At 69.8% G+C, this 13,429-nt stretch carries 15 protein-coding genes; 4 read left to right on the top strand and 11 right to left on the bottom strand.

The annotated features are described in order from the left end of the window. The first annotated feature begins 74 nt into the window (after window positions 1-74). From ACN4JJ_RS18185 to ACN4JJ_RS18175, 3 genes are read left to right on the top strand one after another with little or no spacing between them, the layout of a single operon-like run. On the top strand, window positions 75-575 hold the full coding sequence (locus ACN4JJ_RS18185) for a DUF1269 domain-containing protein (RefSeq protein ID WP_440711309.1): 501 nt from the start codon (window positions 75-77) through the stop codon (window positions 573-575). A 29-nt stretch (window positions 576-604) separates the two neighbouring features. Continuing rightward, the gene (locus ACN4JJ_RS18180) at window positions 605-1,207 is read left to right on the top strand and encodes a molybdopterin-dependent oxidoreductase (protein ID WP_440711308.1); all 603 of its coding nucleotides are present in this window, start codon (window positions 605-607) and stop codon (window positions 1,205-1,207) included. 30 nt (window positions 1,208-1,237) lie between these two features. Then, on the top strand, window positions 1,238-1,972 hold the full coding sequence (locus ACN4JJ_RS18175; RefSeq protein WP_440711307.1) for an FAD-binding oxidoreductase: 735 nt from the start codon (window positions 1,238-1,240) through the stop codon (window positions 1,970-1,972). A 42-nt stretch (window positions 1,973-2,014) separates the two neighbouring features. Here the strand turns inward: ACN4JJ_RS18175 and ACN4JJ_RS18170 are convergent, their stop codons facing one another. The 5 genes from ACN4JJ_RS18170 to ACN4JJ_RS18150 all read right to left on the bottom strand — a co-directional run bounded on the left by ACN4JJ_RS18170 (window position 2,015) and on the right by ACN4JJ_RS18150 (window position 6,504). After that, window positions 2,015-2,308 (bottom strand): hypothetical protein, encoded by a 294-nt coding sequence (locus ACN4JJ_RS18170; protein ID WP_440711306.1) that lies wholly within the window; start codon window positions 2,306-2,308, stop codon window positions 2,015-2,017. 67 nt (window positions 2,309-2,375) lie between these two features. Beyond that, window positions 2,376-3,851 carry a peptide MFS transporter gene (locus tag ACN4JJ_RS18165; RefSeq protein ID WP_440711305.1) on the bottom strand — a complete coding sequence of 492 codons (1,476 nt, stop codon included), beginning with the start codon at window positions 3,849-3,851 and terminating at the stop codon, window positions 2,376-2,378. Between the two features lie 81 nt (window positions 3,852-3,932). Further along, complete coding sequence (locus ACN4JJ_RS18160; RefSeq protein ID WP_440711304.1) at window positions 3,933-4,154, bottom strand: hypothetical protein; 222 nt, start codon at window positions 4,152-4,154, stop codon at window positions 3,933-3,935. Continuing rightward, window positions 4,151-4,681: a hypothetical protein gene (locus tag ACN4JJ_RS18155; RefSeq protein ID WP_440711303.1), complete on the bottom strand. Its 531-nt coding sequence runs from the start codon at window positions 4,679-4,681 to the stop codon at window positions 4,151-4,153. Before ACN4JJ_RS18155 ends, ACN4JJ_RS18160 begins: the two co-directional genes overlap by 4 nt. Further along, window positions 4,678-6,504 (bottom strand): DEAD/DEAH box helicase, encoded by a 1,827-nt coding sequence (locus ACN4JJ_RS18150; protein WP_440711302.1) that lies wholly within the window; start codon window positions 6,502-6,504, stop codon window positions 4,678-4,680. The genes ACN4JJ_RS18155 and ACN4JJ_RS18150 overlap by 4 nt, the downstream gene beginning before the upstream one ends. Window positions 6,505-6,631: 127 nt before the next feature. On the opposite strand from ACN4JJ_RS18150, the gene ACN4JJ_RS18145 reads away from it, so the two are divergent. Beyond that, a complete protein-coding gene (locus tag ACN4JJ_RS18145; protein ID WP_440711301.1) occupies window positions 6,632-7,426 on the top strand; it encodes an SGNH/GDSL hydrolase family protein in 795 nt (264 codons plus the stop codon). 12 nt (window positions 7,427-7,438) lie between these two features. Here ACN4JJ_RS18145 and ACN4JJ_RS18140 read toward each other — a convergent pair whose 3' ends face one another. From ACN4JJ_RS18140 to ACN4JJ_RS18115, 6 genes are all read right to left on the bottom strand, one after another. Further along, the gene (locus ACN4JJ_RS18140) at window positions 7,439-8,698 is read right to left on the bottom strand and encodes a D-alanyl-D-alanine carboxypeptidase family protein (protein ID WP_440711300.1); all 1,260 of its coding nucleotides are present in this window, start codon (window positions 8,696-8,698) and stop codon (window positions 7,439-7,441) included. A gap of 55 nt (window positions 8,699-8,753) precedes the next feature. After that, entirely contained in the window at window positions 8,754-10,313 is a 1,560-nt protein-coding gene (locus ACN4JJ_RS18135; RefSeq protein WP_440711299.1) for an APC family permease, read from the bottom strand. A gap of 157 nt (window positions 10,314-10,470) precedes the next feature. Further along, window positions 10,471-11,427: a manganese catalase family protein gene (locus ACN4JJ_RS18130; protein WP_440711298.1), complete on the bottom strand. Its 957-nt coding sequence runs from the start codon at window positions 11,425-11,427 to the stop codon at window positions 10,471-10,473. A gap of 109 nt (window positions 11,428-11,536) precedes the next feature. Further along, a complete protein-coding gene (locus tag ACN4JJ_RS18125) occupies window positions 11,537-11,782 on the bottom strand; it encodes a helix-turn-helix domain-containing protein (protein ID WP_440711297.1) in 246 nt (81 codons plus the stop codon). Beyond that, a complete protein-coding gene (locus tag ACN4JJ_RS18120) occupies window positions 11,775-12,461 on the bottom strand; it encodes a hypothetical protein (protein ID WP_440711296.1) in 687 nt (228 codons plus the stop codon). Before ACN4JJ_RS18120 ends, ACN4JJ_RS18125 begins: the two co-directional genes overlap by 8 nt. A gap of 51 nt (window positions 12,462-12,512) precedes the next feature. Then, window positions 12,513-13,379: a TrmH family RNA methyltransferase gene (locus ACN4JJ_RS18115; RefSeq protein ID WP_440711295.1), complete on the bottom strand. Its 867-nt coding sequence runs from the start codon at window positions 13,377-13,379 to the stop codon at window positions 12,513-12,515. Between the last annotated feature and the right edge of the window lie 50 nt (window positions 13,380-13,429).

Genomic DNA, 13,429 nt, shown 5'->3' with positions numbered 1-13,429 from the left:
CGTTAACGCCGATCCCCTACGCTCGCAGGAGGGACCGGTTCGCGTCCCGTCCGTCGTGAAAGGAACGTGCCGACATGGCCGATTTGATCGTCATCGCTTTCGACAGTGAGACCGACGCCGAGGGCGCCTACGAGAAGGTGCAGGAGCTCCAGGGCGACCTGATCGTGCAGCTCGCCGGCCTCGCCCTCGTGAAGGTCGACGCCGAGGGCAAGACCCACGTCGATCACCCGGGCGGAGCGGGCAACATCGGCCTCGGTGCCGCCGGCGGCGCGCTGTTCGGCACGCTCATCGGCATCCTGTTCTTCGTGCCGTTCTTCGGCCTCGTGTTCGGCGGGCTCATCGGCGCGCTGTTCGCCGGCATCGACAAGACCGGCCTGAACAGCGAGTTCCGCGCGCAGGTGAAGGATGCGGTCTCGGCCGGCAAGTCGGCCGTCGTCATCTACACGACCAAGATCACCGAGGACAAGTTCGCGGCGGCTCTCGCGCCGTTCAACGGGCAGATCATCAAGACCTCGCTCAGCGCCGAGGACGAGAAGGCGCTCATCCACGACCTGTCGGACGCCCCCAAGGCCTGATCCGGTCTGACGGGCGGGAGGAGAACAGCATGGGAATCGTGACACCGGGGTTCGTCGGCAAGCGCCGCGACGACGATCCGCGCCTCCCGCCCGGCCAGTACGAGACGAAGGACTTCCCGGTTCTCTCGGTGGGCCCCACCCCCAACATCCATCCGGGCGAGTGGAAGTTCTCCATCACCACCGAGCTCGGACAGACGCGCACGTGGACGTGGGACGAGTTCCGGGCGCTCCCCGTCGAGGACGTGCACACCGACATCCACTGCGTCACCCGCTGGTCGAAGTTCGGCACGCTGTGGCGGGGCGTGTCGCTGGACACGCTCTTCGAGGGGCTCGAGACCTCGGCCGGCTTCGTGATGGAGCACGCCTACGGCGGCTACACCACGAACGTGCCGCTCGCCGAGCTGCGCGGCGGCAAGGCCTGGCTCGTGTTCGAGTACGACGGCCAGCCGCTGGATCCGGAGCACGGCGGCCCGGTGCGGCTGCTGGTTCCCCACCTGTACTTCTGGAAGAGCGCCAAGTGGGTGACCGGCCTGACCCTGCACCCCACCGAGGAACTCGGGTTCTGGGAGGTCAACGGCTACCACGCGCACGGTGACCCCTGGAAGGAACAGCGCTATTACTACGACTCCTAGGCCGCTCTTCTCGACACGCGCGGCGCGGCCGTGGCCGGCGTGAAGTGGGTCGTCGCCGAGGTCGTGGGCATCCGCGACGAGACGGCGACGGCACGCACGCTGCTGCTGCGCATCCCGCGCTGGACGGGTCACCTGGCCGGTCAGCACATCGACGTGCGGCTCACGGCCGCCGACGGGTACCAGGCCGCCCGCTCGTACTCGCTCTCCTCAGCCGGCGACGACGAGTTCGCCGCCATCAGCGTCGAACGGATGCCCGACGGTGAGGTCTCGCCGTACCTGGTCGACGACGTCGTGGTCGGCGCCCAGCTCGAAGTCCTCGGTCCGCTCGGCGGCTGGTTCGTCTGGCGACCCACGCAGGCCGAGCCCATCCGGATGATCGGCGGCGGTTCGGGCATCGCCCCGCTGGTGTCGATCCTGCGAACGCACCTGCGCTCGGGCAGCGAGGCGCCGGTGCAGCTGCTGTACTCGGTGCGCTCCCCGGAGTTCGTGTACTTCAAGGACGAGCTGGCCGAGCTCACGGCGGCGGCCCGAGCCGAGGTGAGCATCCGGTACACCCGGGCTGCTCCCGAGGGCTGGAGCGGGCCGATCGGGCGGCTGAGCGCCGCCGACGTGCAGGCCTGGGCCGCGCGCACTCCCCCGTCGGAGCTGCCCGCCTCGAGCTACATCTGCGGCCCGACGCGCTTCGTCGAGCTGATGGCCGACGCGCTGGTCGCCGGCGGAGCAGATCCGCTCACCGTGCGCACGGAGCGCTTCGGCGGCGCCTGATCCCACCGCCGGCGGCGGACGGATGGCCCCAGGCGCCCGCCCTCACCTCTCGCCGTGCCACCAGAGCGCGGCCTTGGCGGCCGCGAACGCCGTGAACGCGATGACGGAGACGAGAGCCACCGCGGAGGTGGCCGCGACCAGAGCGCTCGCCTCCGGCGCCCCCGCCGACACCAGGCGGGCCACCGCGAGCGCGAGCGGCCACACCGCACAGCAGGCGATCGCGCGGATCGCGCAGCGCCGCACCCGATGCCAGCCCGGAACCGGAGAATGCCTCGGCGCTTCGAATCGCTGCACCTCGGGGCCGTGCTGCGGCGGTGGTACGAAAGACTGGGTCACGCGGCTGAGCATAGCTCAGTTGAGCGCTCCGGACCACGCTCCGTTCGTCACCCTCGTGGTCGCACGCTCAGCGCACCCCGCTCATCAGCTTGCGCACCCACGGGGTGATCGAGATGAGGGCGCCGCCCACGAGGATGGCCACGAGCCCCGAGATGCCGAAGTAGGGCACCTCGTCGTTCTCGTTGTAGAAGCCGGCGAGGATGCCCGAGAGGGCGGTCCCGAGGGCGATCGAGAGGAAGAACAGCGCCACCATCTGGGTCTGGAAGGCCTGCGGCGCGAGCTTGGTCGACAACGAGAGTCCGACGGGCGAGAGCAGCAGCTCGGCGATCGTGAACACGAACAGGATGCCCACCAGCGCGAGCAACGGCGTGCCGTGCGCCCCCGTGCCGGAGAACGGGATGAAGAGCAGGAAGGCGATGCCCATCACGATCGCGGCCGCCGCGAACTTGTAGGGGGTCGCGGGCTGCCTGGCGCCCCACTTCGTCCAGATGGCGGCGAACACGCCGGACAGGATGATGATGAAGATTGGGTTGATCGACTGCACCCAGGCCACCGGCATGTCCCAGCCGAAGAGGTTCAGGTTCAGCCGGTCGTTGGCATAGAGCGTCACCACGGTGAACTGCTGCTGGTAAAGCGCCCAGAACGCCACGCTCGTGACGAACATCGGGATGAACGAGAGCACCCGCCTGCGCTCGACCCCGTGCAGCTTCTTGCTCGTCAGGATGAGCAGGAACAGCGCGACCGAGGCCGCGAGCGTCACGAGCGCCACCGCCCCCGCGAGGTTGTCGGAGTTCAGCGCGCCCACGAGCACGAGCACCACCACGAGCACGATCGCGGCCATCCCGATCAGGGCCATCCGGATGCGGTGCGAGCGCGGCAGCGGGTTCGGCACCTCCTTGGCCTTCTCGGGCAGGCTGCGACGACCGAAGGAGTACTGCGTCAGGCCGATCGCCATGCCGACGGCGGCGAGCCCGAAGCCCCAGTGGAAGCCGACGGTGCTCTGCAGCAGACCGGTCAGCAGCGGCCCGAAGAACGCGCCGAGGTTGATGCCCAGGTAGAAGATCGAGAAGCCGGCGTCGCGGCGGATGTCCTTCTCGTCGTAGAGGGTGCCCACGACGCTGGTGGCGTTCGCCTTCACACCGCCCGATCCGAGGGCGATCAGGATCAGGCCCGCGCCAAGCCCGAACAGGCCGGGCAGCAGGGAGAGGGCGACGTGCCCGGCCATCACGACGATGGCGCTGAAGAACAGGGTGCGCTCCGCCCCGAGCAGCCGGTCGGCGAGCCACGCCCCCAGGATCGTGGCGAGATACACCGATCCGCCGTACGCCCCGATGATACCCACCGCGACCGGCTTCGGGATGCCGAGGCCGCCCTCGGCCGCCGAGTAGAACATGTACAGCAGCAGGATGCCCTGCATGCCGTAGAACGAGAACCGCTCCCACATCTCGACCCCGAAGACGTGCACCAGCGAGAACGGCTGCCCGAAGAAGGTGCGCTCCTTCTTCTGCGGTGTGCCGGCGGCCGTGGCGGTCTCAGTGCTCATCCCCACATGCTGGCACGGGGCGTGGACGCAGTCCCGCTGCACCACACCCCCCTTTCGGTGGGGGCCGGTGTCGCGACGGCGTCAGTCCGAGCCGGCCCCGGTGCCCGCCTCGTCCGCCGAACGCACGCGCACGACGACCGAGAGGATCGCGGCGCACAGCAACAGGGGCCAGGCGGCGAGGACCAGGGCGGTGCCGAGCGGCTCCAGCTCGGGCCCGGGAACGAGGAAGGTGACGAGAGCGCCCAGGAACGCCGCGATCCCGGCGAGATAGAGCGCGGTGCGGATCGTGCGCAGCCGGCTCATCCGAAGATCGCCTTCAGCGTGATGGCCACGAAACCCGCCAGCGCCGCGAGCACGGCGCCCCCGACGCAGACGTACCAGCGGGCGTGCTGCTCGGCGAAGGCGACGAGGCCGAGCAGCCCCAGACCGGCGATGCCGACCGCCAGCGCCAGCCAGTAGGCCAGGTCGCCGTCGAGGATGTCGCACGCACCGAGCGTCAAGACGATCAGCGCCGGCGTGGGCCCGATGAGGATGCCGGCGGAGTGCGCCACGGCGTCGCCGAGCGACGCCCGGAACGACACCACTCCCTCCCGCTGGCGTCCTTGGCGCGCGATCGTGAGGGCGACCACGTGGGCGAACCACACCACGATCGCCGCGCCGATGCCCTCGACCAGCAGCTGCAGGTCGGTCTTGCTGCCGTCGTCGGCCGCCAGCACGGCCAGGAACAGGATGAGCCCGTAGATCGTCTCCGCCGAGACGTAGCGGTGGTGGCGTCCGCTGGTGAGCACGGCCTGCACCGACGCGGCCGGGGAACGATTCGAGCCGCTCAATGCTGTGCGGCCCCCATCCACTTGCGCACGGTGACGATGCGCGCCTGCAGCTGGGTGACGCTGGCCTGCGCCACCGCGGGACCGCCGCAGATGCGGCGCAGCTCGGCATGGATGAGGCCGTGCGGCTCGTTCGAGGTCTTCGACCAGATGCCGACGAGGCTGTTCAGCAGGGTGCGCTGCTCCTTGAGGGTGCGGTAGAGGGGCGCGGGCACCTCGCCGGGGCCCGTGGCGTCGAGCGGCCCCGGCTTCTTCACCGTGGAGGCGTGCTTCTGCTGGCGGGCCTGCCGATGCTGCAGGAGGTCGCGCACCTGCTCGGGCTCGAGCAGGCCCGGCAGACCGAGGAAGTCGAGCTCCTCCTCGCTGCCGACCAAGGCTTCGAAGCCGAACTCGCCGCCGTCGTAGACGACCCGGTCGAAGGTGGCCTCCGAGCCGATCGCCACGAAGGAGAACTCCTCGAGCAGGCCCTCCGAGGCGCGGTCCTCCTTGTTGGCCGCCGCCACCATGGCGTCTTCGGGGTTGTAGAAGTCTCCCTCGGGGTTCGAGCCGTCGTCGCGCTTGTCGAGCGCGTGGTCGCGTTCGAGTTCGAGCTTCTCGGCCAGCGCCATCAGCGAGGGCACGTTCGGAAGGAAGACGGATGCCGTCTCGCCTCGCCGCCTCGCGCGCACGAACCGGCCGATCGCCTGGGCGAAGAACAGCGGCGTCGAGGCGCTCGTGGCGTACACGCCCACGGCGAGCCGCGGCACGTCGACGCCCTCCGACACCATCCGCACGGCCACCATCCACCGCTTGGACGAGTTCGAGAACTGGTCGATCCGGTCGGAGGCCTCCTTCTCGTCGGAGAGCACCACCGTGACCGACTCGCCGGAGATCTGCTCGAGGATGGCCGCGTAGGCGCGGGCGACCGTCTGGTCGGTGGCGATCACCAGGCCCCCGGCATCCGGAATCGCCTGCCGCACCTCGGAGAGCCGCTTGTCGGCAGCTCCCAGAACCTGCGGGATCCATTCGCCCGCCGGGTCGAGCGCCGTGCGCCAGGCCTGCGAGGTGATGTCTTTGGTGTTGCCCTCGCCGAGCCGGGCCTCCATCTCGTCGCCGGTCTTGGTGCGCCAGCGCATGTGGCCGGCGTAGACCATGAAGATGACGGGGCGCACGACGCCGTCTTTCAGGGCACGGCCGTAGCCGTAGCTGTAGTCGCTGCGGGAGACCCGGATGCCGTGCTCATCCGGCGCGTACTCCACGAACGGGATGGGCGAGGTGTCGGAGCGGAACGGCGTGCCCGTGAGCGAGAGCCGGCGGGTGGCCGGCTCGAAGGCCTCGCGCACGGCGTCGCCCCAGCTGAGCGCGTCGCCGCCGTGGTGCACCTCGTCGAGGATGACCAGCGTCTGCGCGCCCTGTGTGAGCTCGCGGTGCAGTTCGGGGCGGGCGGCGACCTGGGCGTAGGTGAGGGCGACACCGTGGAAGTGCCGGCCGAAGCGCGACTCGCTGTTGCGGAAGCCCGGGTTGAGCTTGATGCCCGCGCGGTCGGCGGCATCCGCCCACTGACGCTTGAGGTGCTCGGTGGGCGCCACCACGATCACGCGGTCGACGGTGCGCCGGTGCAGCAGCTCGGAGGCGAGGCGCAGGGCGAAGGTAGTCTTGCCGGCGCCGGGGGTGGCGGCCGCGAGGAAGTCACGCGGCTCCTTCTCGAAGTAGGCGGTGAGGGCCTCCTCCTGCCAGGCCCGCAGCCGGCCGGCGGTGCCCCACGGGGCCCGGGCCGGGAAGCTCGGCGAGAGGTGACCGGCCGCGCTCGTTCCGGGGGCCGGTTCGAAGGCGGGGAGTTGGGTCACGATGATCGAGGATACCCCGCCGCACCGACACCGGCGGCCGGATGCGGGGCATCCGGAGGGCGTCGCCAGGGCATCCCGGGCGCGTCGGAGTTACGCTTGTCGGGCAGTGCGAAAGGAGCATCCTCAGATGACCCAACCTCACCCCTGGCGGCGGTACGTGGCCCTCGGCGACTCGTTCACCGAGGGCATCGGAGACCCGGAACCGGACAGCCCCGGCGGCTACCGCGGCTGGGCCGACCGGGTGGCCGAAGTGCTGGCGTCCGAGGCCGACGGCGAGTTCTCGTATGCCAATCTCGCCATCCGGGGCCGCCTGCTGCAGCAGATCCTCGACGAGCAGGTGGAGCCCGCGCTCGCCCTCCGGCCCGACCTCGTCACCATCTCGGCGGGCGGCAACGACGTCATCCGCCCGGGCACCGACCCCGACGACATCGCGGCGCGGTTCGAGGTGGGCATCCGGCGGCTGCGCCAGGATGACGCCACCGTGGTGATCTTCACGGGTGTCGACACCTCGTTCACCCCCGTGTTCCGGGGCATCCGCGGCAAGGTCGCGATCTACAACGAGAACCTGCGCGTGATCGCCGACCGCTACGACTGCATCGTGGCCGACCAGTGGGGGCTGAAGGAGATCCAGGACAGCCGGATGTGGGCCGACGATCGGCTGCACCTCAACCCCCTCGGGCATCACGAGGTGGCCCGGGAGGTGCTGCGGGCGCTGAACGTCGACAACGACCTGCAGGCGGGCTCCCCCGAGCCGCTGCCCGGCCGTACCTGGCGAAGGGCACGTGCCGAAGACCTCGTCTGGGCGCGCGTGCACCTGGTGCCGTGGGTCATCCGCCGCATCACGCACCGCTCCAGCGGTGACGGCGTCGCCCCGAAGCGCCCCGTCCCCGAGCCCGTCTACACCACCAGAGACCCCGACTGAGGCTGCCGCCGCTCAGCCGAAGAGGCGGCCGGGGTTCGCCAGCTTCCAGGCGGTGTCGGGGCCCTCGAGCTCGGTGGCGAGGGTGAGCGGAACCGTGAGCTCTGCGCCGTCGAGCGCGAGCCCCGAGACCGTGAAGCGGGCGGTGCCCACCTCGGTGCCCGCCGCGGCCGAGGTGAGGGTCTGCACCTCGCTCGACTCCTCGATGCTGGCGCCCGAGAACACCGTGGTGCTGAGCGACTCCCCCGCCACTATGTCGGCGCTCGACCCCCAGGGTGTCGTGTAGCGGCCCAGCACCTGGCCGGCGGTCACCACGTCGACGGTGCGGAAACCCGCCTGCGCGCTCTGCAGCAGCGCGAGCACGGCGGCGTGCAGCTCGTCCTCGGATGCGGCGCCCAGCACCACACCCACCAGCGGGATGCTCTGCCCGGCCACCTCGAAGTCGGCCGAGAAAAGCAGGCAGCGGCCCGCCTCATCCGTGGTGCCCGTCTTGATGCCGTCGATGCCCGACGAGCCGATCAGCGTGTTGGTGTTCTCGACCTCGCCCAGCTGCGGCAGCTGATCCGTCGCGGTGCCGACGATGGCCGCGAGCGTCGGATCGGCGAGAACCAGTCCGCCGATCGTCAGCAGGTCGGCCGTGGTGCTCCTGCTGCCCGGGTCGAGCCCGCTCGTGTCGACCACCGTGGTGCCGCTCAGGCCGTGGTCGGCGAGCCAGGTGCCGGCGGCCGCCAGGTACGCGGGCACCGATCCGAAGGCCCAGTTCGCGAGCGTGAGGCTGTAGTTGTTGGCCGATTCGAGCATCATGATCTCGATCACCTGGCGCTCGCTCAGCACCTGCCCGGGGAAGACGCTCGCCCAGGATCCGCCGACCGCGATGGTGTCGGCGAGGTACTGCGCGTCCGTGTCGGTGATGGTGATGTCGGGGCCCTGGCCGCCGTCGGGAATCGGCATCGCGTCGAGCACGACGAGCGCGGTGATCGACTTGGTGATGCTCGCGATGGGCACCGGATCGGCGCTGCCGCTGGTACCGAGGGTCGTTCCGGCCAGCACGGTACCGGTGCTGCCGATGCCGATGGCGCTGGACCCGGCGGAGGGAGTCGCCAGGGCGACGGCCTCGACGGACTGCCCGGGTGCATCCGGGATCGTGGCCGAGGCGGCCGGCACCGGGGCCAGCAACGCGACCGGCAGGTAGCTGCCGAGGAGGGCGACGACGACGAGCACTCCCAGCACCACGATCCTGCGGCGCCGGTACACGGCACGGCTGGCAGGACTCACCCGGTAATCCTAAGGGGAGGGCGCTGGGAGCTTCGATCGCACAGGGTCGCGCCCGCTACATCAGTCCCCCGTCGACCGAGCGCGGGATGAGCTGCTCGTCTTCGGGCGCCAGCACCTCGGTGTCGCGGTTCAGGCTCTCGCCGCGGAAGAACGGCTTCGACTGGGCGAAGAAGAACCACACCAGCATGAGCACCACGCCGACCAGGAGCGACCCGACGCCGATCACGAACACTCCGCCGATGCCGAAGATGACCGTGTACCCGTACTCGGGGTCGTACATGTCGATGGCCGACTGGATGAACGCGGCGGTGAGCATGAGCCCGCCGATCAGCGGGAACAGTCCTTTGAACAGGAAGTTGCGCACGGAGGTGAAGATCTCCTTGCGGAAGAACCACACGCAGGCGTAGCTCGTGATCGCGTAGTAGAACGCGATCGCCAGGCCGATCGAGAGGATGGTGTCCGAGAGCACGTTCTCGCTCACCAGCGTCATGCCCACGTAGAAGGTGATGGCCACCACGCTCATGAAGATCGTGGCGAAGCGCGGGGTCTTGAAGGCCGGGTTGATGCGCCCGAAGCGCTCGGGCAGAGCACGGTAGGTGGCCATCGCCAAGGTGCCGCGGGCGGTCGGGAGGATGGTGGTCTGCGTCGAGGAGATGGCCGAGACGCAGACGGCGATCACGAGCAGCCAGGCCCAGGGGCCGAAGATCGCGTCCTTCAGGGCCAGGAAGACGTCGCCCGAGTTCTCCTCGTTGCCGAGGCCGAGACCGGAGTCGCCGAGGCCGGCGAACGACATCGCCGCCACGGTGACCGAGACGTAGGTGACCAGCAGGATGACCGTCGACAGCACGGCGGCGCGGCCGGGGGTGCGCTCCGGATCCTTCGTCTCCTCGTTCAGTGCCAGGCAGGTGTCCCAGCCCCAGTAGATGAACAGGCACAGCAGGATGGCCTCGGTGAAGCCCGAGAGCGAGGTGAAGGCGAAGGGGTTGAACCAGTCGGCCTGCGGCACGGTCGACCCCTCGGGGGCGGTGCCGGTGAAGACGGCCCAGAGGGCCAGGATCACGAACAGGATGAGCGCGACGTACTGCACGCCGAGCAGCACGTTCTGCAGCCGTTCGCCGATCTGCAGGCCCCGGATGCTGATGAAGGTCATCAGGGCGATGAACACCACACCCGTGGCGGTGACCAGGAACACGTTGTCGTACAGGTCGGGGTTGTTCGTCAGCAGCCAGAGGTACTTGCTGCCGATCTGGGCGAGGTTCGCCAGCACGATGATGCCGGCCACGGCCACGCCCCAGCCGGCCATCCAGCCCACCCAGGGCCCGAAGGCCTTGGTGCCCCAGGTGAAGGCGGTGCCGCAGTCGGGCACGGCCCGGTTCAGCTCGCGATAGGCGTAGGCCGTGAGGAACATCGGGATGAACGCCAGGATCATCGCGATCGGCGCCTGAGCACCCACGGCGAGCACCACGAAGCCGACGGTCGCGGCCAGCGAGTAGACCGGGGCGGTCGAGGCCAGACCGATCACAGTGGAGCCGAACAGACCGAGTGTGCCGGCGGCCAGCCCCTTGCTGCCGGTGGGTGTGGGGTCGACTGCGGGAGCAGAGCGCTTCTCGGACACCAAATGCCTCCTCGGATCAGGTAGAGGAAGCATATAGCGGCTCGCGACCCCCGGATGCGCCACTCTGGCGCGGTGCGGGCATCCGGCTGCCTCCTCGTCCGGCGGGACGAGGAGGTCGGATGCTAACGGGGGTGATGGCCGAGAAGCGCCCCGGAGCCTAGGCGGCGGTGACGGGGCCGTACTCCCCCGACACCTCGGCGAGTTCCATCTCCGCCGTGGTCTGGATGAGCTTCAGCAGATCGGCGTCCAGCCCCGGCGAGAACTCCTCGAGGCGTTCGGGGGCGATGAACGAGGGCACGCCCTTCGGCGCCTGCTCGGTGGCATCCAGCTGGGTGCCGTCGTTCGAGGGCGACGCGCCCTGGAAGATGCGGCCCGCCTCCGACTCGCCCTTCAGGTCGAAGGAGAACTGCTTGCTCTGCAGCCCCAGGTCGACGAGCTTCTTCACCTCGGGGAACTTCTCGGCGTTGGTCTTCGGGATCGGCAGGCTCTTCTTCCAGTCGATGCCGAGCGTCTCGAGCGCCTTGGCGTAGGCGTTCTCGTGGGCCTGGTCGCGCACGATCAGGTAGGCGATGGTCGAGCGGGCCGTCTTGTTGGCGGTCATCTCGTAGATGCGGCACTTCTGCAGGCGACCGGTCGACTCGAGCATGAGGTTGTAGAGCAGGTCGAGCACGAGGTTGCCCGAGTTGTAGACGTAGCTGCCGAGCCACGGGTTGCCCGCGGCGTCGACCGGGAGGGCGCCCTGCGCGCCGACGAGGTAGTGGTGGATGTTCCCTGTGTCCAGCGCGATGCTCAACGGCGTCGCGCCGCCGGCACCGGGGGTGTCGAGGGGGTCGGTCTTCTTGCCCGAGTACCCGGGAGCCCCGTCGAGCAGGCGCGAGATGGTGGTGCCGATCAGCTCGACGTGGCTGATCTCCTCGGTGCCGACGCCCTGGATCAGGTCGCGGTACGGCTTGGCGGCGGGGCCGCGGAAGTTCATGGCCTGGAAGAGGTACTGCATCATCGTGCGCATCTCGCCGAACTGCCCGCCGAGACCCTCTTGCAGCGCGTTCGCGGCGGCCGGATCCGGCTCGTCCGTGGCGATGTCGTTGATCCAGTCTTGTGCGTGGAAATACATGCGGTGCCTCCGATGGCCCTCGACGGCGCGGTGCCGTCCTTCCCCCACCCTGCGCCGCATCCGGATATCCCGGGCCCCCTTGCGTTCCCTCCCCCGACGTGACGAGCGGTCAGACCTCGAGGGAGAACAGCTCGGCGGGGGTGCAGCCGAGCGCGTCGCAGACGAGCGTCAGTGTGGTGAAGCGGATCGCCTTCGCACGGTTGTTCTTCAGGATCGAGAGGTTGGCCATGGTGATGCCCGTGCGGGCGGAGAGCTCGGTCAGGGTCATACCTCGCTCCGCCAGCACCGCATCCAGATGGCACCGGATGCGGTGCACACCCCCATCCGCCGGCTCGTCTTCGCGGGAATCAGACAACGCCCTCCGCCTCCCGCTCGAGTCGGGCTCCGGCCCGGAAGGCCGTCGTGAGCGCCAGCGCCACCAGGCCGCCGATGACGAGGTACACCGGCCACTGCGGCGCGTCCGTGCCGATCGCCCGGTAGTCGCCGCCCAGGAAGGCGTCCGTCTCGTCGGGGGTGACGAGGCCCGCTCCGAAGAGCAGCCCGATCCGGGTGTTCAGGTAGAGAACCGCCGCGGTGTCGGCCAGACCCTGCGCGATCCCTCCCGCCAGCAGGGCGATGCTCAGGATGCGCCAGTCCACCAGAACCCGGCGGTCGAACGGGCGGCCGGCGGCGATCCCCTCCAGCGCCTTCACCAAGAACACCACGGCGACCGCGATCGTCACGGCGTGCAGCACGCTCGGCAGGGCTCCCAGCACCCGCAGCAGCAGGTCGGCGTCGGCGAGCGTGCCGCTCGCCCCCTCGCGCAGCTCGGCCTGCAAGAGTTGGGGCAGGCTGTCCAACGGCATCCGCGGGTCGGCGCCGCCGAGGGCGAGCAGGAATCGGCCGGTGACGACGGTGAACGCCTGCATGAGGTCACCGAGAACGACGAACCCGGCGACGACGAGCAGCACGACTCGCACGACCCGGAACAGCGGCGCCCTCGTGGCCCGCGTGGGCTGGACCGTCTGCGTATCCCGTGCTGGTGAACTGGTCATCGCGCCCCCTTGTATCGATATTCGATGTTATCGAAGAACGATACACGGCCGCTACTTAGCGGAGCGGTGAGACGCGAAGCGGAGGGCGTAGAGGGCCACGGCGCTCGCCGAGGCCACGTTCAGGGAGTCGACACCGTGCAGCATCGGGATCTCGACCCGCACGTCGGCCGCCGCCAGGGCTCGGCGGCTGAGGCCGTCGCCCTCCGTGCCGAGCACGATCGCCACGCGCTCGGGGAGCGAGGCCGTGAACTCCGGCAGCGGGATCGAGTCGTCGCCGAGCGCGAGCGCGGCGATCGTGAAGCCCGCCTCGTGGAGCGCCGGCGCGGCCTCCTTCCACTCCCCGATGCGCGTCCACGGCACCTGCAGCACCGTGCCCATGCTCACCCGCACGCTGCGCCGGTAGAGCGGATCGGCGCAGCGCGGGCTGATCAGCACCGCATCCGCCCCGAGCCCCGCCGCCGAGCGGAAGGCCGCGCCCACGTTGGTGTGGTCGACGATGTCCTCGAGCACCACCACGGTACGGGCATCCGTCAGTAGCGACGACAGCGAAGGCAGCTCGGGCCGGTGCATCGACGCCAGTGCACCGCGGTGCATCTGGAACCCGGTCAGCTGCTCGAGCTGCGGGTCCGAGGCGACGTAGATCGGCACATCCGGGAACCGTTCCCCCACCCACGCCAGCTCGGGCAGCCACTTCTCCTGCAGCAGCACCGAACGCGGCCGGTGGCCGGCCTCGACGGCCCTCGCGATCACCTTGCTCGACTCGGCCAGGTACAGGCCGCCGGCCGGCTCCAGGATGCGGCGGAGGGCCACATCCGTGAGGTCGGCGTAGTCGGCGAGGCCCGGATGCTCCAGGCGCGCGTCCGCGAGCGCGGCGATGGGGATGACGGGCACGAGGGCCTCTCTGGTCGAAGAATTCACCCCCAACTCTGCCAGGCCGGAAACATTCCGGAAAACTTCGCTGTTTAGAC

The sequence above is a fragment of the Herbiconiux dendrobii genome, assembly GCF_052048175.1.
GTDB lineage: Bacteria > Actinomycetota > Actinomycetes > Actinomycetales > Microbacteriaceae > Herbiconiux.
Note: the sequence above shows the minus strand (reverse complement) of the source record. Positions and strands in the feature narration are given on the sequence as shown.

Excerpts from the sequence above, each read along its gene's own strand:
- ACN4JJ_RS18185 (WP_440711309.1), top strand. The coding sequence starts at position 75 with ATGGCCGATTTGATCGTCATCGCTTTCGACAGTGAGACCGACGCCGAG.
- ACN4JJ_RS18180 (WP_440711308.1), top strand. The coding sequence starts at position 605 with ATGGGAATCGTGACACCGGGGTTCGTCGGCAAGCGCCGCGACGACGAT.
- ACN4JJ_RS18165 (WP_440711305.1), bottom strand. The coding sequence starts at position 3,851 with ATGAGCACTGAGACCGCCACGGCCGCCGGCACACCGCAGAAGAAGGAG.
- ACN4JJ_RS18160 (WP_440711304.1), bottom strand. The coding sequence starts at position 4,154 with ATGAGCCGGCTGCGCACGATCCGCACCGCGCTCTATCTCGCCGGGATC.
- ACN4JJ_RS18145 (WP_440711301.1), top strand. The coding sequence starts at position 6,632 with ATGACCCAACCTCACCCCTGGCGGCGGTACGTGGCCCTCGGCGACTCG.
- ACN4JJ_RS18130 (WP_440711298.1), bottom strand. The coding sequence starts at position 11,427 with ATGTATTTCCACGCACAAGACTGGATCAACGACATCGCCACGGACGAG.
- ACN4JJ_RS18120 (WP_440711296.1), bottom strand. The coding sequence starts at position 12,461 with ATGACCAGTTCACCAGCACGGGATACGCAGACGGTCCAGCCCACGCGG.